Annotated in this window: 16 protein-coding genes and 1 pseudogene; 6 read left to right on the top strand and 11 right to left on the bottom strand. The window is 68.6% G+C overall.

The window, feature by feature from the left end; all coding sequences use genetic code 11:
- The first annotated feature begins 16 nt into the window (after positions 1-16).
- Together acnA and FK531_RS18440 are read left to right on the top strand one after the other, a co-directional pair.
- Positions 17-2,821, top strand: coding sequence for an aconitate hydratase AcnA (gene acnA / locus FK531_RS18445; protein ID WP_142101911.1), 2,805 nt, complete (start codon positions 17-19; stop codon positions 2,819-2,821).
- Between the two features lie 202 nt (positions 2,822-3,023).
- On the top strand, positions 3,024-3,590 hold the full coding sequence (locus FK531_RS18440) for a TetR/AcrR family transcriptional regulator (protein WP_142101909.1): 567 nt from the start codon (positions 3,024-3,026) through the stop codon (positions 3,588-3,590).
- Here the strand turns inward: FK531_RS18440 and FK531_RS22560 are convergent.
- Both FK531_RS22560 and FK531_RS18430 read right to left on the bottom strand, forming a co-directional pair.
- Positions 3,587-3,814: a helix-turn-helix domain-containing protein gene (locus tag FK531_RS22560; RefSeq protein ID WP_142101907.1), complete on the bottom strand. Its 228-nt coding sequence runs from the start codon at positions 3,812-3,814 to the stop codon at positions 3,587-3,589. The two genes, FK531_RS18440 and FK531_RS22560, sit on opposite strands and share 4 nt — an antisense overlap.
- 169 nt (positions 3,815-3,983) lie before the next feature.
- The gene (locus tag FK531_RS18430) at positions 3,984-5,615 is read right to left on the bottom strand and encodes an ABC-F family ATP-binding cassette domain-containing protein (RefSeq protein WP_142101905.1); all 1,632 of its coding nucleotides are present in this window, start codon (positions 5,613-5,615) and stop codon (positions 3,984-3,986) included.
- A 72-nt stretch (positions 5,616-5,687) separates the two neighbouring features.
- On the opposite strand from FK531_RS18430, the gene FK531_RS18425 reads away from it, so the two are divergent.
- The 3 genes and pseudogenes from FK531_RS18425 to FK531_RS22785 all read left to right on the top strand — a co-directional run.
- Positions 5,688-6,458, top strand: coding sequence for an SDR family oxidoreductase (locus FK531_RS18425; RefSeq protein WP_142101903.1), 771 nt, complete (start codon positions 5,688-5,690; stop codon positions 6,456-6,458).
- A gap of 13 nt (positions 6,459-6,471) precedes the next feature.
- A complete protein-coding gene (locus FK531_RS18420; RefSeq protein ID WP_142101901.1) occupies positions 6,472-7,605 on the top strand; it encodes a lycopene cyclase family protein in 1,134 nt (377 codons plus the stop codon).
- 93 nt (positions 7,606-7,698) lie between these two features.
- A pseudogene (locus FK531_RS22785) lies at positions 7,699-8,484 on the top strand (T6SS phospholipase effector Tle1-like catalytic domain-containing protein); the annotation flags it as partial.
- Positions 8,485-8,791: 307 nt separating this feature from the next.
- Here the strand turns inward: FK531_RS22785 and FK531_RS22555 are convergent.
- The 3 genes from FK531_RS22555 to ligD form a co-directional block, all read right to left on the bottom strand.
- A complete protein-coding gene (locus FK531_RS22555; protein ID WP_142101897.1) occupies positions 8,792-9,595 on the bottom strand; it encodes a metal-dependent hydrolase in 804 nt (267 codons plus the stop codon).
- Positions 9,596-9,835: 240 nt separating this feature from the next.
- The gene (locus FK531_RS18405) at positions 9,836-10,237 is read right to left on the bottom strand and encodes a DUF1801 domain-containing protein (protein ID WP_142101895.1); all 402 of its coding nucleotides are present in this window, start codon (positions 10,235-10,237) and stop codon (positions 9,836-9,838) included.
- A gap of 95 nt (positions 10,238-10,332) precedes the next feature.
- Positions 10,333-12,207 carry a non-homologous end-joining DNA ligase gene (ligD, locus tag FK531_RS18400; RefSeq protein ID WP_142101894.1) on the bottom strand — a complete coding sequence of 625 codons (1,875 nt, stop codon included), beginning with the start codon at positions 12,205-12,207 and terminating at the stop codon, positions 10,333-10,335.
- 50 nt (positions 12,208-12,257) lie between these two features.
- Between ligD and ku the strand changes: the two genes are divergently transcribed.
- Entirely contained in the window at positions 12,258-13,115 is an 858-nt protein-coding gene (ku, locus tag FK531_RS18395; RefSeq protein ID WP_142101892.1) for a non-homologous end joining protein Ku, read from the top strand.
- Between the two features lie 8 nt (positions 13,116-13,123).
- Here the strand turns inward: ku and FK531_RS18390 are convergent, their stop codons facing one another.
- Genes FK531_RS18390 through sufB form a run of 6 tightly spaced genes read right to left on the bottom strand, consistent with a single transcriptional unit; the run spans position 13,124 to position 18,832 of the window.
- Positions 13,124-13,522, bottom strand: coding sequence for a metal-sulfur cluster assembly factor (locus FK531_RS18390; protein WP_142101890.1), 399 nt, complete (start codon positions 13,520-13,522; stop codon positions 13,124-13,126).
- Entirely contained in the window at positions 13,519-14,007 is a 489-nt protein-coding gene (sufU, locus tag FK531_RS18385; protein ID WP_142101888.1) for a Fe-S cluster assembly sulfur transfer protein SufU, read from the bottom strand. Before sufU ends, FK531_RS18390 begins: the two co-directional genes overlap by 4 nt.
- A gap of 1 nt (position 14,008) precedes the next feature.
- Positions 14,009-15,319, bottom strand: a complete 1,311-nt coding sequence (locus FK531_RS18380; RefSeq protein ID WP_142101886.1) for a cysteine desulfurase — start codon at positions 15,317-15,319, stop codon at positions 14,009-14,011.
- Between the two features lie 4 nt (positions 15,320-15,323).
- Positions 15,324-16,115, bottom strand: coding sequence for a Fe-S cluster assembly ATPase SufC (gene sufC, locus FK531_RS18375; protein ID WP_142101884.1), 792 nt, complete (start codon positions 16,113-16,115; stop codon positions 15,324-15,326).
- 54 nt (positions 16,116-16,169) lie between these two features.
- Entirely contained in the window at positions 16,170-17,384 is a 1,215-nt protein-coding gene (gene sufD / locus FK531_RS18370; RefSeq protein ID WP_142101882.1) for a Fe-S cluster assembly protein SufD, read from the bottom strand.
- Complete coding sequence (gene sufB / locus FK531_RS18365) at positions 17,384-18,832, bottom strand: Fe-S cluster assembly protein SufB (protein ID WP_142101880.1); 1,449 nt, start codon at positions 18,830-18,832, stop codon at positions 17,384-17,386. Before sufB ends, sufD begins: the two co-directional genes overlap by 1 nt.
- Positions 18,833-18,870: the final 38 nt, after the last annotated feature.

The following is an 18,870-nucleotide window of genomic DNA, read 5'->3' as shown; positions in this document are numbered from 1 at the left end:
GACGAGTGGAGCTGACGTGAGCACCAGTATTGATTCATTCGGCGCCAAGGGAAACCTCGAGGTCGGAGACAACTCCTACGAGATCTTCCGACTCTCGGCCGTTCCCGGCACCGAGAAGCTGCCCTACGCCCTCAAGGTTCTCGCCGAGAACCTGCTGCGCACCGAGGACGGCGCGAACATCACCGCGGACCACATCCGCGCCATCGCGAACTGGGATCCGTCGGCCCAGCCGAGCGTCGAGATCCAGTTCACGCCTGCCCGCGTGATCATGCAGGACTTCACCGGCGTCCCCTGCGTCGTCGACCTCGCCACCATGCGTGAGGCCGTCACGACCCTCGGCGGCGACCCCAACAAGGTCAACCCGCTCTCCCCCGCCGACATGGTCATCGACCACTCCGTCATCCTCGACGTCTTCGGCCAGGCGGACGCCCTCGAGCGCAACGTCGACCTCGAGTACCAGCGCAACGGTGAGCGCTACCAGTTCCTGCGCTGGGGCCAGGGCGCCTTCGACGACTTCAAGGTCGTCCCCCCGGGCATGGGCATCGTGCACCAGGTCAACATCGAGTACCTGGCCCCCACCGTCATGACCCGTAACGGCCAGGCGTACCCCGACACCTGCGTCGGCACCGACTCGCACACCACCATGGTCAACGGCCTGGGCGTGCTGGGCTGGGGCGTCGGCGGCATCGAGGCCGAGGCCGCGATGCTCGGCCAGCCGGTCTCCATGCTCATCCCGCGCGTCGTCGGCTTCAAGCTGACCGGTGAGATCAAGCCCGGCGTGACCGCGACCGACGTCGTGCTCACCGTCACCGACATGCTCCGCAAGCACGGCGTCGTCGGCAAGTTCGTCGAGTTCTACGGCAAGGGCGTCGCCGAGGTCCCGCTCGCGAACCGCGCCACCCTGGGCAACATGAGCCCCGAATTCGGTTCCACCGCAGCGATCTTCCCGATCGACGGCGAGACCATCAACTACCTGCGCCTGACCGGCCGCAGCGACGAGCAGCTCGCGCTCGTCGAGGCGTACGCCAAGGAGCAGGGCATGTGGCACGACGCGGAACACGAGCCCGCGTACTCCGAGTACCTCGAGCTGGACCTCGGCACCGTGGTGCCGTCCATCGCCGGCCCGAAGCGCCCCCAGGACCGCATCCTGCTGTCCGACTCGAAGGCCGCGTTCCGTCGCGACATCAACACCTACGTCACCAACGGCACCGCCGCCCAGCACTCCGCGCTGGACGAGGCCGTCGAGGAGTCCTTCCCGGCGTCCGACCCGGTCGAGTCGTCCACCGCGAACGACGACGCCGTCGCACTCCCGTCGGCGGCCAACGGTTCGCACGGACGCCCGAGCAAGCCGGTGAAGGTGCAGTCCGAGCGCGGCGACTTCGTCCTCGACCACGGCGCCGTCGCGGTCGCGGGCATCACGTCGTGCACCAACACCTCGAACCCCTCGGTGATGATCGGTGCGGCGCTGCTGGCCCGCAACGCTGTCGAGAAGGGCCTGTCCTCCAAGCCGTGGGTCAAGACGAACATGGCGCCGGGCTCGCAGGTCGTGTCCGACTACTACGAGAAGGCCGGCCTGTGGCCGTACCTCGAGAAGCTCGGCTTCTACCTCGGCGGATTCGGCTGCACCACCTGCATCGGCAACACCGGTCCGCTGCCGGAGGAGATCTCCAAGGCCGTCAACGACAACGACCTGTCGGTCACCGCGGTGCTGTCCGGTAACCGCAACTTCGAGGGTCGCATCTCCCCCGACGTGAAGATGAACTACCTCGCCTCCCCGCCGTTGGTCATCGCGTACGCCATCGCCGGCACGATGGACTTCGACTTCGAGACCGACGCCCTCGGCCAGGACCAGGACGGCAACGACGTCTTCCTCAAGGACATCTGGCCGTCCGCGCAGGAGATCGACGACACCATCAAGTCGGCGATCAGCCAGGACATGTTCCGCAAGTCCTACGCCACGGTCTTCGCGGGCGACGAGCGCTGGCAGAACCTGGCCACTCCGGAGGGCGACACCTTCGCGTGGGACGAGAAGTCGACCTACGTCCGCAAGGCGCCGTACTTCGACGGCATGACGATGGAGACCACCCCGGTCACCGACATCAGCGGCGCTCGCGTGCTCGCCCTGCTCGGCGACTCGGTCACCACCGACCACATCAGCCCCGCCGGCCCGATCAAGCCCGGCACCCCGGCCGCGCAGTACCTGGACGCCAACGGTGTCGAGCGCAAGGACTACAACTCCCTGGGCTCGCGTCGCGGCAACCACGAGGTGATGATCCGCGGCACGTTCGCGAACATCCGCCTGCGCAACCAGCTCCTCGACGACGTCTCGGGCGGCTACACCCGCGACTTCACCCTCGAGGGCGGCCCGCAGTCGTTCATCTACGACGCCTCGCAGAACTACCAGGCCGCGGGCATCCCGCTGGTCGTGCTGGGCGGCAAGGAGTACGGCTCCGGTTCGTCGCGCGACTGGGCGGCCAAGGGCACCAGCCTGCTCGGCGTCAAGGCCGTCATCGTCGAGTCCTTCGAGCGCATCCACCGCTCGAACCTGATCGGCATGGGCGTCATCCCGCTGCAGTTCCCGGCGGGCGAGTCCGCGGCTTCGCTGGGCCTCGACGGCACCGAGGTCTTCGACTTCACGGGCATCGACAAGCTCAACGAGGGCGTCACCCCGGAGACCGTGCACGTCACCGCCACGAAGGGCGACGGCAGCAAGGTCGAGTTCGACGCCGTCGTGCGCATCGACACCCCCGGCGAGGCGGACTACTACCGCAACGGCGGCATCCTGCAGTACGTGCTGCGGAACATGATCCGCGGCCAGTAGGCGCCACAGGCGCTACGCGCCCGTGAGTCTTTTCGGCCCATGAACGGGCACAAAGCGCTCACGACCACTTTTCGCCGAAAGGCAACGATGACGCATCGGTGGTCGTGAGCGCTTTGTGCATTAGGTGAGTCTTCTCGCCAAGTGCCGAAAAGACTCACGGGCGACCGACGCAGGAGGTTGCCTAGACGAAGGAGGTTTGCCTGTGCCCAAGGTCAGTGAGGACCATCTCGCCGCTCGTCGGAGCCAGATCCTCGACGGTGCCCGACGGTGCTTCGCCGAGTACGGCTACGAGGGCGCGACCGTGCGTCGTCTCGAAGAGGCCACCGGGCTCTCCCGCGGCGCGATCTTCCACCACTTCAAGGACAAGGACGGGCTCTTCCTCGCCCTCGCGCAAGAGGACGCCCGCCGGATGGCCGATGTCGCGGCCGGTCAGGGTCTGGTGCAGGTGATGCGCGACATGCTCGCGCAGCCCGAGCAGTTCGACTGGCTCGGCACCCGACTCGAGATCGCCAGGCGCCTGCGCACCGACCCCGAGTTCGCACGGAAGTGGACCCAGCACAGTGCGGAACTGACCGCGGCCACCGTCAGCCGGCTGGAACGGCAGAAGTCCGCGGGCCGGCTCCGCGACGACCTCCCCACCGACGTCCTGGTCGGCTACCTCGACCTGGTCCTGGACGGCCTGATCGCCCGCATCGCGTCGGGTCACGGCGGCGAGAATCTTTCTGCGGTACTCGATCTCGTGGAGGAGTCGGTGCGACGGTCGGGCTAGTGTCCCGGCACGGCCTTGCGTCTGTTCGGCCCCCCGCGACCCCGCAACGCGACTCCGGCCTCGGTCAGCAACGTCCGCACGAACCCGTAGGACCGGCCCGTCGAATCGGCAAGGCTCCGGATGCTCGCACCGCCCAGATAGCGATCTCTCAACTCGGTCTGCATCGCATCGCGCGCCCCGCCCGTGACCCGGGCGCCCTTTCGCACCGACCTGAGTTCCGCCATCGACAACCTCCAAACCGGAGTGTGACGCACACCACATTGAGTGGTCAGTTCAGGTTAGTACACGCCGCGCCCGCCGAACCGGGTCGGCCCGCGGCGGACCGTCGCCAGTTCTGAAGGATTCCTCCCGGAAAGCGGGAGGAATCCTTCAGAAGCGGACGAACCGACCGGATCAGGCCAGCTGGATCAGTTCCAGGTACTCCTGCGACCAGTGGTCCTCGGTGCCGTCGGGCAGCAGGATGACCCGCTCCGGATTCAACGCCTCCGCCGCGCCCGGGTCGTGGGTGACGAGGACGACAGCGCCCTTGTAGCTGCGCAGTGCGTCGAGCACCTGCTCGCGCGAGATGGGGTCCAGGTTGTTCGTCGGCTCGTCGAGCAGGAGCACGTTGGCCGCCGACGACACCAGACCTGCCAACGCCAGGCGGGTCTTCTCACCGCCGGACAGGGTGCCCGCCGGCTGCTCGAGCTGCGGTCCGGTGAACATGAACGCACCCAGCAGCGAACGCAGTTCCTGCTCACCGGTGTCGGGCGCCGCGTGCCGGATGTTCTCCCACACGGTGGCGTTGTCGTCGAGGGTGTCGTGCTCCTGCGCGAAGTAGCCGACCTTGAGTCCGTGGCCGGGCACCAACTCGCCGGTGTCGGCCTTCTCGGTGCCCGCGAGGATGCGGAGCAGGGTGGTCTTGCCCGCACCGTTGAGGCCGAGCACCACGACCCGACTGCCACGGTCGATGGCCAGGTCGACGCCCGCGAAGATCTCCAGCGAGCCGTACATCTTGGTCAGGTTCTTCGCCATCAGCGGGGTCTTGCCGCACGCCGCGGGTTCCGGGAACCGGATGTGCGCGACCTTGTCGGACACCCGCACCTCGTCGAGCGCGGCCATCAGCTTGTCGGCCCGCTTCGCCATGTTCTGCGCCGCGGTCGCCTTCGTCGCCTTGGCACCGAGCTTGGCGGCCTGCACGCGCAGCGCACCCGCCTTCTTCTCCGCGTTCGCGCGCTCGCGCCGGCGACGCTGCTCGTCGGTCGCGCGGGCGTCGAGGTACTTCTTCCAGTTCATGTTGTAGACGTCGGCCTCGCCGCGGACCGCGTCGAGGAACCACACCCGGTTCACCACGTCGCCGAGCAGTTCCACGTCGTGACTGATCACGATCAGTCCACCCTCGTGGCTCTGCAGGAACCCGCGCAGCCAGGTGATGGAGTCGGCGTCGAGGTGGTTGGTGGGCTCGTCGAGCAGCAGTGTGGTGTCCGAACGTCCGCCGCTGCCGTCCGAAGCCGCGAACAGGATACGGGCCAGTTCCACGCGACGACGCTGACCGCCGGACAGGGTCCGAAGCGGCTGCGCGAGGATGCGGTCGGCCAGGCCCAGGCTGTTGCAGATCCGGGCGGCCTCCGACTCGGCCACGTACCCGCCGAGCGCCGAGAACCGGTCTTCGAGCGTGCCGTACTTGCGGACGGCCTTGTCCAGGTCCGCGCCGTCGACCAGCTCCGCCATCAGCGTCTGCTGCTTCTCCATGTCCCGCAGGATGGAGTCGAGCCCGCGGGCCGAGAGCACCCTGTCCTTCGCGAGGACACTCAGGTCGCCCTCCTTCGGATCCTGTGGGAGGTAGCCGAGTTCGCCGGTACGGATGACGGCGCCGGCGTACGGCTCGCCTTCGCCGGCGAGGATGCGCAGTGTGGTGGTCTTCCCGGCGCCGTTGCGGCCGACGAGGCCGATGCGGTCGCCCGCCTGCACACGCAGGGCAGGACCGGGCGCGGTGAGAAGTGTCCGCACACCGGCACGAACTTCGAGGTCGGTGGCGGTAATCACGACCGCCCAGTTTACCGGAGTTTCCGGGCGCCGAACGCCACGCCCCGAGTGACTCCGCTAACCTTCGGACGCATGAGCGAAATCAGGGATCTCGAGGGACGTACGGCGCTGGTCACGGGCGCGAGCCGGGGAATCGGCAAGGCCATCGCGGCCGAGTTCCTGGCCCGCGGCGCCAAGGTCGCGATCACCGCCCGCAAGCCGGAACCGCTCGAGGAGGCGGCCGCCGAACTGCGTGCGAACGTCGACGGCGCGCAGGTTCTGCCGATCGCGGGCAACGCCGGCGACGCGGACTCCCGCGCCGAGACGGTCGCCCGCACCGTCGCCGAGTTCGGCTCGCTCGACATCCTGATCAACAACACCGGCATCAACCCCGTGTTCGGCTCGTTGATGGAGGCCGACCTGGACGCGGTCCGCAAGATCTTCGACGTCAATGTGGTTGCCGCCCTTGGTTACATCCAGCAGGCGCACAAGGCGTGGATGGGCGAGCACGGTGGCGCCGTGGTCAACCTGGCGAGCGTCGCGGGCCTGCGTTCGACCGGCGTCATCGCCGCCTACGGCGCGTCCAAGGCGGCACTGATCCGGCTCACCGAGGAACTCGCCTGGCAGCTGGGACCGAAGATCCGCGTCAACGCGGTCGCGCCCGGCGTGGTCAAGACCAAGTTCGCCGAAGCACTCGTCGCCGGCGGCGAGGACCAGGCCTCGGCGATCTACCCGATGAAGCGACTCGGCACCCCAGAGGACGTGGCCGGCCTGGTCGGCTTCCTGGTCTCGGACGCCGCGGCCTGGATCACCGGCGAGACGGTCCGGGTCGACGGCGGACTCCTGTCGACCGGCTCGCTCTAGCGGCGGAGCTGCGGTGAGCCACCCCGGCTCGTTCGCCGACCTCGCCGTCGTCGGGCTGGGTCCGGCGGGCCGGACGTTGGCGCACCGGGCGGCCGCGGCGGGACTCGACGTCGTCGCGGTCGACCCGCATCCACGCCGCCGGTGGTCCCCCACCTACGCCGCGTGGGTGGACGAACTGCCGGACTGGTTGGACCCCAGTGTGTTCGGTTCGCGAGTTGAGCGGCCGTCGGTGTGGACGTTGCACGAGCGGCGCCTCGAGCGGGCGTACGGCGTGTTCGACAACGAGGCACTGCAGAGCACTCTGGACCTCGACGCCGTGCGGGTCGTCCCGGGTCGGGCCGACCGGCTGTCGGCGCACTCGATCGTGCTCGCCGACGGCACCGAGGTACGGGCGCGGGTGGTGGTCGACGCCCGGGGCGTGCGCGCCCACCCCGCGCTCGCGGAGCAGACCGCGTACGGACTGGTCGTGTCCGCCGCGGCGGCCGCCCCCGCGCTCGGCGGTGCGCAGGCCTGGTTCATGGACTGGCGGCGCGACAACGGAGCCGGTCGCGATGATCCCCCCTCGTTCCTCTACGCCGTGCCGCTCGACGACGAGCGGTACCTGCTCGAGGAGACCTGCCTGGTCGGCCGGCCGGGACTGTCGCAGGCGGTGCTGAAGTACCGGCTGCACCAGCGACTGCGCGCACGCAGGGTGCCGGTTCCGGCCGACGCCGACCGCGAGCGGGTCCGATTTCCGGTGCAGGCGCCGAACTCGGCTTCGGCGACACCGCGATTCGGCGCCGCGGCGGGCCTGATCCACCCCGGCACCGGGTACAGCGTGGCCGCATCCCTGTCGGCCGCGGACTCCGTCGTGCGTTCCACGGTCGACGGCACCGATGTGGAGTCCTCGTTGTGGCCGGTCCGGGCACGGGCGGTCCGAGGGTTGCGGGACGTGGGCCTGCGCGCCCTGCTGCGCCTCGAACCGCGCTATCTGCCGGTATTCTTCGACACCTTCTTCGCCCTGCCCGACCAGGACCAACGCAACTACCTGTCCGCGCGGGCGGACCCGGTCGCGGTGAGCTCGACCATGTGGGCCCTGTTTCGCCGTGTTCCGGCGCCCGTCCGGCGGACGATGGCGGCCGCCGCGCTGCCCGCACGCCGACGGTAAGTCCGGATCCGGGTAGTGCACTACTCGTGACCTCCGTCGCCCGCCGCTCTAACGTCGAGGGGACCAGTAGCGGTAGCCATTGGAGGCGACACCATGCCGGACACTCAACCCACTCCCCCACCGCCCGCGCCGAAGCGCATCGTCGTCTGCTTCGACGGCACGGGGAATCAGATTCGTGCGACCCGGAACACCAATGTGATCCGGCTGTTCCGTGCCCTCGAGAACACCGCCGGGGAACAGATCCTGTTCTACGACCCGGGGGTCGGCACGCTCTCCGCCGCGGGTGCCCACACCAGGATCGGTCGCTGGTACTCGCGGATGCTCGGGCTCGCGTTCGGACTCGGACTCAAGACCAACCTGGCCGACGCGTACACATTCCTGATGAACCACTGGGAACCCGGCGATCAGATCTTCATCTTCGGGTTCAGCCGCGGCGCGTACACCGCGCGGGCACTCGCCGGCCTACTGCACCTGATCGGCATTCCGCGGCAGGCGTCGGACAACCTCGTCGAGTATGCGATCGCGACCTACGCCCGGCGGCACAAGTGGACCGACGCGGACCGTGCCGAGGCCGCCGAGTTCTCCAGCACGCTGTGTCGTGCTGTCGACGGCAGCTTCTCGATTCCAGTGCACTACCTGGGCGTCTGGGACACCGTCAGCGCACCGGGCATCTTCCGCCGCGATCTCAGCTTCCCGAACACCCACCACCTGAGCAATGTGCTCGCCGGCCGGCACGCCATCTCGATCGACGAGAAGCGCCGGCCCTACCGCCAGGACCCCGTCCGCAATCCCCGAATCGAGGAGGCGTGGTTCGCGGGGGTGCACTCGGACGTCGGCGGCGGCTTCGAGGAGCACGAACTCTCCGACATCTCGCTCATGTGGGTGCTCGACGGCGCCCGCACACACGGTGTCCAGCTACGGCGAACGGAGGAGCTCCGTGAGCTGCCGACCCTCGAGCCTGCGGACGCGACGGCGCGGGTACACCCGACGGGTTGGATCTGGTCGCTGCTGATCTGGCGGCACCGCCGTCCCGCGCCCGGCGTGAACGTGCACGCCAGCGTGCGACTGCGCCGCGAACACGACCCGTCGTACGGCAGCCGACTGCAGGACCCGAACTGGGTAGACGAGGGATGGGACCGGCACCCAGCTGACCGCTTCCGCTCGGCGGCCTGTCACGACTCCGCCGTCAGCGCCGGACCGAACCCACCGCTTCGGTCACTGCCTCGGGAACGCCGTCGAGAGCCCACAGCGCCAGTCCCACAGCCACAATCGTCAGCAGCGGGCCAAGGACCGCGCGCTCGAACGCCCCGCCTGCCCTGATCGAGATCAGGTCCGGCAGTCGCAGTTCGCGCCAGCGCCGACCGCGCCACGCCGCGAAGGGCGCCAGGAACGGCACGCCCTCCTTGGTGATCGCGTCACCGAGGCAGTGCACCGCACAGCCGAGTCCCACGGCCACCCCGAGCGCGCGCGATCCCACCTCGTCGGGATACCAGGTCCAGGTCAGCGCCGCGAGCACGGCTGCGGTGACCGTGACCGCCGGCCAGCCGTTGCGTTTCGCCCAGTCCCCCGCCAGCCCACGCAGCGCGAGGCCGAGCGTGACGAACAGGACGCCGACCACCGCCGTCCTGCCGAACGCGGTGACCAGCGCCGAGACGCCCACGCTCACCAGGATCGCGAACAACGCTGTGTGCGTGAGGGTCCGGTGTCCACCGTTGCGACGCGGGTCCCTACGGCCCCGGGTCAGCCGGTAGTACCACAGGGACAGCTCGTCGACGCCCCGCGCCACGAGGGTGCTGACCGGACCGAACGAGCGGGCCACCGTCGACTGCGCGGTGTCCAGGTCGGGCAGCAGAGCGGACCCGGCGCACACCCCGGCGAAGGTGAACAATTCCGCGGTGGAGGTGGGTCCACCCCAGTCCGCTGGTAGTGCCTGTGCGGCAACGAGTCCGGCGACGGCGCCGGAGACAGCATGGGTTGCACCCATCACCATGGAAGCGAAGGCCTTTCGGAACGACTGACGAGCAGTGCCCGAAGAGAGCCGCCCACGACCGTCCCAACGTACCAACCCGGTACGACACGAGCGGCCCTGACTCCCCCGCAACGCCGACCTGTCCGGCGTTGCGGGGAAACACATTACGAGCCGAGCGAACCGGTGTGGATCCAGCTGGGCAGGGCCGCGTCGTCGGAGCCATCCGCCGGCGGGAGCACCGGCGCGTTCTTCAACTCCCGTTCACCGTGACGTGTTCAATTCCACGGCGGCGCGAACGAGCGCCGTGAACGCCTTCTCGTCGATCTTGTCGTCCTCGTGGAAATCGATGGCGCGCCTGGTGTTCCCTTCGAGGCTGGAGTTGAAGAGACCCGAGGGGTCCGCCAAGGATGCGCCCTTCACGAAGGTGACCTTCACGGCGTTCTTGTACGTCTCACCGGTGCAGATCATTCCGACGTGCGACCACACCGGAACCCCTCTCCACTTCCACTCCTCGACCACGTCGGGTTCGGCCTGCAGGACGAGAGCGCGGACCTGCGCGAGCATCGCCCCGCGCCAGTCGCCCAACTCCTCGATTCTCGCGTCGATCAGCAGGGAGGGAGTGTCTCCAACGCCATTCACAGAGCCGCTCTGGGTCTTCGCCATGGTTGCGGGATCCCTTCGTGTCGGTGCCGCATGCAGGTCGTCCCAGTATCCGCGCCGACCGTCCCGACCGCACCGCGATCCTGCAGGGATCTGACTCACCCCGAACCCGCCCCCACGACCTGATCGGGATTCTTGTCCCGCCGCAACCCCCGCCACACGGGGTGCCGCAGCTTGCCGTCACCAGTCAGCTCCGAGTACCTGACCTCCGCAACGAGTTCCGGCCTGACCCAGCGCGCTCCGGGCACGTCGATGTCCGTCAGGAACGGCGACTGCTCGCTCGACAGTCGCCCGGTCAGTTCACCGAGTTCGGTCAGGGTCGCGTCGGAGAACCCGCTGCCCACCTTGCCGACGTAGCGCAGACCGCCATTCTCGTCGGGCACCCCGAGTAGCAACGACCCGATGCCCCGCGCCCGGCCGCCCTCCCCCGGCTGCCAGCCACCGACCACCACCTCGCACTCCCGAAAGTGCTTGAGCTTGACCCAGGACGGCGACCTCCCGGGCCGGTACGACGAGTCCCAACGCTTGGCAACCAGCCCCTCCATCCGGTCGACACGGCTGCGCTCGAACGCCTCGGCGAGGTCGGCGGGCGCCAGGTCGGGCACGTGCCAGGAGTCCGCCGGATCGAGTGGGATCGCCTCGAGGACCGTGCGTCGATCCCGGAACGGTTTTGCCGCCAGGTCCGTCCCGTCGAGTTCGAGCACGTCGAACAGCAACAGCCTGGCGGCGGGTCCGGGGCCGCCCCGGCGCCCGATCCGCTGCTGCAGCAGTCCGAAGCTCGGCGCGCCTTCCTCGTCGCAGACCACGATCTCCCCGTCGAGCACCCCCGTGTGGCCCCGCAACCCGGCCGGGACCTGGCCCAGTTCGGGGAAGGTCGGCGTCAGGTCCTGCCCGTTGCGGCTGACCAACCGCAGCGAACCGGGGCCCGATCCCGCGTCGTGCTCGAAGTACACCAGGGCGCGGTAGCCGTCGAGTTTGTACTCGAAGGCCCACACCGTCGGATCGGCCCGCGGCGCAAACTCTTCCGCGGTGGACCGGGACGCCAGCATCGGCTGCAGGTCCACGGTCGAACGCGGGAGGCGGGTCGCGGCGGGCGGCTTCGGCGCCTGCGCCGGGATCACGGCGGGCGCGACACCCGACTCGAGGCGACCGAGCACCTCACCGAAGTCCAACTGCCGCAGCCCCGCTGCGGCGAGTTCGGCCCAGGTCCGCGGCGCCGCGACCGTCGGCCGCGCGGTTCCGCGCAGTGAGTACGGCGACACCGTGGTCTTCGAGGCCGAGTTCTGACTCCAGTCGACGAACACCTTCCCGTCGCGCTGCGCGCGAGTCATCTTGGAGATCACCGTCTTCGGTGTCTCGCGCTCGAGGTCGACGGCGATCGCCTTGGCGAACTCGACGCAGCGCTGCGACGTCCAGCCTTCGGCGAGCCCGGAGTACAGGTGAATCCCCTTGCTGCCGCTGGTGACCGGCAGCGCGTCGAGCCCGTGCCGCTGCAGTCGCTCACGCACCCGGAGCGCGACCTCCGCGCACTGCTCGAGGCTCACGCCCGGCCCCGGGTCCAGGTCCACCACCAACCGGTCGGGGTGCATCGGCTGGCCGTCGGCCCCGAATCGCCACTGCGGCACGTGGAACTCCAGCGACCCCGACTGCGCGAAGTACACCAGCGCGGCGAGGTCGTCCACCAGCGGGTACGCGATCGTCTTCGACCCGTGCGTCATCGTCCGCCGCTCGACCCACGCCGGCGTGGCCGAATCGACGTTCTTCTGGAAGAACGGCGTCGCGGCGGTCCCGTCCGGCCACCGCTTCCTGGTGACGGGCCTGCCCGCGAGCAGCGGCACCATCACCGCACCGACCTGCGTGAAGTACTGCAGGACTTCCGCCTTGGTGGTGCCGGTCTCGGGATAGAGCACCTTGTCCAGATTGGTCAGCGACAGCCGCTTGCCGCCGACGACCACCGCGGCGTCGTGACTCATCTTCCGCCCTTTGCCTGGCCTGATCCCACAGTATGGACCATCATGGACGGATGCGGTCGATATGGAAAGGCTCCATCGCGTTCGGTCTGGTGAACGTCCCCGTGAAGGTCTACACCGCGACCGAGGACCACGACATCAAGTTTCACCAGGTCCACGGCAAGGACGGCGGACGCATCAAGTACAACCGTGTCTGCTCCGAGTGCGGCAACGTCGTGCAGTTCGCCGACATCGACAAGGCCTACCTGTCCGAGGACGGCACCCAGGTGATCCTCACCGACGAGGACTTCGACAAGCTGCCCGCCGCCGAGAAGCACGAGATCCCGGTACTGCAGTTCGTGCCGTCGGAGCAGATCGATCCGATCCTGTTCGAGAAGAGCTACTTCCTGGAGCCGGACTCGGCCTCCCCCAAGGCGTATCAACTGCTCGCGTCCACGCTGACCGAGAGCGACCGCACCGCACTCGTGCATTTCACCCTGCGCCAGCGCACACGGTTGGCGGCGCTGCGGGTGCGCGACGGTGTCCTGGTCATCCAGACGCTGTTGTGGCCGGACGAGGTGCGGGCCGCAGACTTCGACAAGCTGGTCGACGCAGCGGCGCCGTCGGACAAGGAGTTGTCGATGGCGAAGATGCTGGTGGAGTCGATGTCCGAGGACTTCCAGCCCGACACCTACACCGACGACTACCAGATCCAGCTGCAGAAGATGCTCGACGAGGCGATCGCCAACGGCGGACAGAAGGTGAGCGTGCCCGCTGCGGCCGCGCACGCGGCCGACGCCGAGGTCGTGGATCTGGTCGCGGCACTGCAGCGCAGCGTGGATGCCGCGAAGTCCGGCTCCGGCAAGGACGGCGCCACCGCCGAGAAGCCGTCGAAGTCAGCCAAGCGCGCGCCCGCGCGCAAGACGGGCTGAACCTCGGGTCAGACGGTGAACCCGAGCGCCCGCAGCTGCTCGCGACCGTCCTCGGTGATCTTGTCCGGCCCCCACGGCGGCATCCAGACCCAGTTGATCTTCAGGTCCTCCACCAGACCGCTCTTGACCAGCGCACCTCGGGCCTGCTCCTCGATCACGTCGGTCAGCGGGCAGGCCGCCGACGTCAGCGTCATGTCGACGGTGGCGACGGACTCGTCGTCCACGGAGATGCCGTAGACCAGGCCGAGGTCGACGACGTTGATGCCGAGCTCCGGGTCGACGACGTCCCGCATCGCCTCCTCCAGGTCGTCGATCACTGCCTGCTGCTCGGGGGTCAGCTCGACAACCGGCGTCTGCTGCTCGGCGGCCGGCTCCGGCGACTGCTCGGTGGCCTGGGTGTCGGTCATGATGAAGCTCCTCCGGTCTGCGCCGGCACCGCGGTGCCGCTGCCGTCTCCGTCAACAATTCGAACAACGGCATCCTTGAATGCCATCCACCCCAGCAGCGCGCACTTGACGCGGGCCGGGTACTTCGCGACACCCGCGAACGCGATGCCGTCGCCGATCACGTCCTCGTCGCCCTCGACGGCGCCACGACTGGTGATCATCTCGTCGAACGCCGCCACCGTGGAGAGCGCGTCCTCGACCGCCAGCCCGACGACCTGGTCGGTGAGCACCGACGTCGCGGCCTGACTGATCGAGCAGCCCTGGCCGTCGTACGACACGTCCGCGACACGGCCGTCCTCGGTGAGCGCGACCCGCAGGGTGATCTCGTCCCCACAGGTCGGGTTCACGTGGTGCACCTCGGCGCCGAACGGCTCCCGCAGGCCCCGTCCGTGCGGGTGCTTGTAGTGGTCCAGGATCACTTCCTGGTACATCTGCTCCATACGCACGTCAGGACGCCCCGTCGATCGGTGCGGCCTCGGGCTCGTCGACAACGGGCTCGCTGGCCGATGTCACTCCGAAGAACTCCTGCGCGCGACGGATACCCGCCGCCAGGGCGCGCACCTCGTCCGCGGTGTTGTACACCGCGAACGACGCCCGGGCGGTCGCGGCGATACCGAAATGCTTGTGCAGCGGCCACGCGCAGTGGTGGCCGACGCGGATCGCGATGCCCTCGTCGTCGAGGATCTGGCCGAGGTCGTGCGCGTGGATCCCGTCCACCACGAACGACACCGCGCCACCACGGTTCTCGGTGGTCAGGGGTCCGACGATCCGCACCCCGTCGATGCCGCCGAGCAGCTCGAGCGCCAGCCCGGTCAGCTCGTGCTCGTGCGCCGCGACGGCGTCCATGCCGATCTCGTCCAGGTACCGCACAGCGGCGCCCAGCGCGACCACCTGCGAGGTCATCGGCACGCCCGCCTCGAACCGCTGCGGAGGAGCCGCGTAGGTGGTGGCCTCCATCGTGACGGTCTCGATCATCGAGCCGCCGGTGATGAACGGCGGCATCGCCGCGAGCAGGTCCCGCTTGCCGTACAGCACTCCCACTCCGGACGGTCCGAGCATCTTGTGCCCGGAGAACGCCGCGAAGTCCACGTCGAGCGCGTGGAAGTCCACCGGCATGTGCGGCACCGACTGGCACGCGTCGAGCACGACCAGCGCCCCGACCGCCCGCGCCCGGCGGACCAGTTCGGCCACCGGCGCGACCGCGCCGGTGACGTTGGACTGGTGGGTGAACGCGACGACCTTGACGTTGTCGGACAGTGTCAACGAGTCGACGTCGATGCGGCCGTCGTCGGTGACGCCGTACCAGCGCAGCGTGGCGCCGGTCCGCCGGGCCAGCTCCTGCCACGGGACGAGGTTCGCGTGGTGCTCGAGCTCGGTGATCACGATCTCGTCGCCCGGACCCACGTGCCGGGCGAAGCGGTCGTCACCGAGCACGTAGGTCACCAGGTTCAGCGACTCGGTGGCGTTCTTGGTGAACGTCAACTCGTCGGTGTCGGCGCCGACGAACTCCGCGATCGCCGCCCGCGCGCCCTCGTAGGCGTCGGTGGCCTCCTCGGCCAGCTGGTGCGCGCCGCGGTGCACGGCCGCATTGCAGGTGGTGAGAAACTCCCGCTCCGCGTCGAGCACCTGGACCGGGCGCTGAGAGGTCGCACCGGAGTCCAGGTACACCAGCGGCTTCCCGTCCCGCACCGTGCGGGTCAGGATCGGGAAGTCCGCCCGGATGCTGGTGACGTCGAGTGCAGCCGCCGTGCTGGTCATGGAACTAGGCTCCTGCCGCTGCAGCCTGCGTGAACCGGATGTAGCCGTTGGCCTCGAGCTCGTCGGCCAGCTCCGGGCCGCCCGACTCGACGACCTGGCCGCCGACGAACACGTGCACGAACTGCGGCTTGATGTAGCGCAGGATGCGGGTGTAGTGGGTGATGAGCAGGACGCCGCCGTGCTCGCGCTCCTGGTACCGGTTGACGCCCTCGGAGACGATCCGCAGCGCGTCGACGTCGAGGCCGGAGTCGGTCTCGTCGAGGATCGCGATCTTCGGCTTGAGCAGGCTCAGCTGCAGGATCTCGTGGCGCTTCTTCTCGCCGCCGGAGAAGCCCTCGTTCACGCTGCGCTCGGCGAAGGTCGGGTCGATCTCGAGCTCGACCATGGCCTCCTTCGCCTCCTTGACCCAGTGCCGCAGCTTCGGGGCCTCGCCGCGGACGGCGGTGGCGGCGGTGCGCAGGAAGTTCGACATCGAGACGCCGGGCACCTCGACCGGGTACTGCATGGCCAGGAACAGGCCGGCGCGGGCGCGCTCGTCGACGCTCATCTCGAGCACGTTCTCGCCGTTGAGGGTGATCGAACCGGAGGTCACGACGTACTTGGGGTGGCCGGCGATCGCGTACGACAGGGTCGACTTGCCGGAGCCGTTCGGGCCCATGATGGCGTGCGTCTCGCCGGAGCGGACGGTGAGGTTCACACCCTTGAGGATGTTGATCGGCTCGGCGTTCTCGTCGGTGGTGGCGACGTTGACGTGGAGGTCCTTGATCTCGAGAACCCAGTTTTCAGCGGTGGTCATTGAGTATTCCTTCGAAAAGTGTGGTGGCGGCGACGATCTCAGCAGCGGCTGATCTCAGACGCCGACCGCGGCGAGCTCGACCTCGATGGCGGCTTCGAGGCGCTCACGCACCTCCGGGACGGCAATGCGGTTGATGATCTCGTGGAAGAAGCCGCGGACCACCAGGCGCCGGGCCTGGTCTTCCGGGATACCCCGCGAGCGCAGGTAGAACAGCTGCTCGTCGTCGAAACGTCCGGTGGCACTGGCGTGTCCGGCCCCGACGATCTCGCCGGTCTCGATCTCGAGGTTCGGCACCGAGTCGGCGCGGGCACCGTCTGTGAGCACCAGGTTCCGGTTCAGCTCGAAGGTGTCGGTGCCCTCGGCCTCCGCGCGGATCAGTACGTCGCCGACCCACACGGTGTGCGCGTCCGGCTTGCCCGAGTGCGGATCGCCCTGCAGTGCACCCTTGTAGACGACGTTCGACTTGCAGTGCGGTGCCGAGTGGTCCACCAGCAGTCGCTGCTCGAAGAACTGGCCGGCGTCGGCGAAGTACAGGCCGAGCAGTTCGGCGTCGCCGCCCGGACCGTCGTACTTGACGGTCGGGGTGAGCCGGACGAGGTCGCCACCCAGGGACACCGAGGTGTACCGGAGCACGGCGTCGCGGCCGAGGCGGGAGTGGTGCGCGGCGACGTGCACGGCGTCGTCGGCCCAGTCCTGCACCGCGACCACGGTCAGCTTGGCGCTGTCACCGAGGACGAACTCGACGTTCTCCGCGTAGGTTCCGCTGCCGCGCTGGTCGAGGACGACGGTGACCTTCGCGAAGGCCTCCAACCGCACCTGCAGGTGCCCGAAGGCGACCTTGTCGGCGCCGGGTCCGGTCACCACGATGTTGACCGCGTCGGCGATCTCCTGCTCCGCGCCGACCGTCACGACGGTCGCGGACTCGAAGCTCGAGTACGCCTGCGCAGCAACGCGATCGGCGGGCACACCGGCCTGCCCGAGGCGAGCGTCGTCACGACCGACCGTCTCGACGGTGACGCCGTCGACGGGTGCGATCTCCACGGCGACCGAGCCGGACGCGACGGCCGAGCCGTCGTGCAGTCCGCGCAGGCGGCGCAGCGGGGTGAAGCGCCAGGCCTCGTCACGGCCCGCGGGGACCTCGAAGGCGTTGACGTCGAACGAGGTGAACACCTCGCCCTTGTTGGTGGCAATGGCCGTGCTGTTCGTTGCCGGGGCGGCGGGGTTCTCCCCCGCGACCGCGCCCTTCACTCCTGTTGTGGGGTTGCTCACTAGCCAACCGCCCCTTCCATCTGCAGTTCGATCAGGCGGTTGAGCTCGAGGGCGTACTCCATCGGCAGCTCCTTGGCGATGGGCTCGACGAACCCACGCACCACCATGGCCATCGCCTCGTCCTCGGTGAGGCCGCGGCTCATCAGGTAGAACAACTGGTCCTCGGACACCTTCGACACGGTCGCCTCGTGACCCATCGACACGTCGTCCTCGCGGATGTCGACGTACGGGTAGGTGTCGGAGCGGCTGATCTGGTCGACCAGCAGCGCGTCACACTTGACAGTCGCCTTCGAGCCGTGTGCGCCCTTGTTGACCTGGACCAGACCACGGTAGGAGGCACGGCCGCCGCCACGGGCCACGGACTTGCTGACGATGGTCGAGGAGGTGTGCGGCGCCAGGTGCAGCATCTTCGCGCCGGTGTCCTGGTGCTGTCCCTCGCCGGCGAACGCGACCGAGAGCACCTCGCCGCGGGCGTGCTCGCCCATCATCCAGACGGCCGGGTACTTCATGGTGACCTTCGACCCGATGTTGCCGTCGATCCACTCCATCGAGCCGCCCGCGTCCACCTTGGTGCGCTTGGTCACCAGGTTGTAGACGTTGTTCGACCAGTTCTGGATGGTCGTGTAGCGGCAGTGGCCGCCCTTCTTGACGATGATCTCGACGACCGCGGAGTGCAGCGAGTCGGACTTGTAGATCGGCGCGGTGCAGCCCTCGACGTAGTGCACGGAGGCGTTCTCGTCGACGATGATCAGCGTGCGCTCGAACTGGCCCATGTTCTCGGTGTTGATCCGGAAGTAGGCCTGAAGCGGGATGTCCACGTGCACGCCCGGCGGCACGTAGATGAACGAGCCACCCGACCACACGGCGGTGTTCAGCGCGGAGAACTTGTTGTCTCCTGCCGGGATCACCGAGCCGAAGTACTCCTTGAACAGCTCCGGGTGCTGCTTGAGCCCGGTGTCCGTGTCGAGGAAGATCACGCCCTGCTTCTCGAGGTCCTCACGGATCGAGTGGTAGACGACCTCGGACTCGTACTGCGCGGCGACACCGGCGACGAGGCGCTGCTTCTCCGCCTCCGGGATGCCGAGCTTGTCGTAGGTGTTCTTGATGTCCTCGGGCAGGTCCTCCCAGGACTCCGCCTGCTTCTCGCTCGACCGGACGAAGTACTTGATGTTGTCGAAGTGGATGCCCTCGAGGTTCGAGCCCCAGTGCGGCATCGGCTTCTTGTCGAAGGTCTTGAGTGCCTTGAGTCGGATGTCGAGCATCCACTCGGGCTCGCTCTTCTTCGCGGAGATGTCCCGCACGACGGCCTCGGACAGACCGCGCTGAGCGCTGGCGCCCGCGGCGTCGGAGTCGGACCAGCCGTAGCCGTAATGGCCGAGCGAGGCGATGGCCTCGTCCTGCGTCAGGCCTGCTTGCTGTCCGGCTGCCTGGTCTTGGGTGACGGTCATGCGAGCTCCTTCCGGAGTCTTGTTGCGTACCGGTGCGG

The sequence above is a fragment of the Rhodococcus spelaei genome (assembly GCF_006704125.1).
In the GTDB taxonomy this organism is placed as follows: Bacteria; Actinomycetota; Actinomycetes; order Mycobacteriales; family Mycobacteriaceae; genus Rhodococcus_G; species Rhodococcus_G spelaei.
This window is presented reverse-complemented; position numbering and strand designations above follow the sequence as displayed.

What these genes read in the sequence shown, in the direction of transcription:
- FK531_RS22560 (WP_142101907.1), bottom strand. Translation starts at nt 3,814, where the DNA reads ATGGCGGAACTCAGGTCGGTGCGAAAGGGCGCCCGGGTCACGGGCGGG.
- FK531_RS18425 (WP_142101903.1), top strand. Translation starts at nt 5,688, where the DNA reads ATGAGCGAAATCAGGGATCTCGAGGGACGTACGGCGCTGGTCACGGGC.
- FK531_RS22555 (WP_142101897.1), bottom strand. Translation starts at nt 9,595, where the DNA reads ATGGTGATGGGTGCAACCCATGCTGTCTCCGGCGCCGTCGCCGGACTC.
- FK531_RS18405 (WP_142101895.1), bottom strand. Translation starts at nt 10,237, where the DNA reads ATGGCGAAGACCCAGAGCGGCTCTGTGAATGGCGTTGGAGACACTCCC.
- ligD (WP_142101894.1), bottom strand. Translation starts at nt 12,207, where the DNA reads ATGAGTCACGACGCCGCGGTGGTCGTCGGCGGCAAGCGGCTGTCGCTG.
- ku (WP_142101892.1), top strand. Translation starts at nt 12,258, where the DNA reads ATGCGGTCGATATGGAAAGGCTCCATCGCGTTCGGTCTGGTGAACGTC.
- FK531_RS18390 (WP_142101890.1), bottom strand. Translation starts at nt 13,522, where the DNA reads ATGACCGACACCCAGGCCACCGAGCAGTCGCCGGAGCCGGCCGCCGAG.
- FK531_RS18380 (WP_142101886.1), bottom strand. Translation starts at nt 15,319, where the DNA reads ATGACCAGCACGGCGGCTGCACTCGACGTCACCAGCATCCGGGCGGAC.
- sufC (WP_142101884.1), bottom strand. Translation starts at nt 16,115, where the DNA reads ATGACCACCGCTGAAAACTGGGTTCTCGAGATCAAGGACCTCCACGTC.
- sufB (WP_142101880.1), bottom strand. Translation starts at nt 18,832, where the DNA reads ATGACCGTCACCCAAGACCAGGCAGCCGGACAGCAAGCAGGCCTGACG.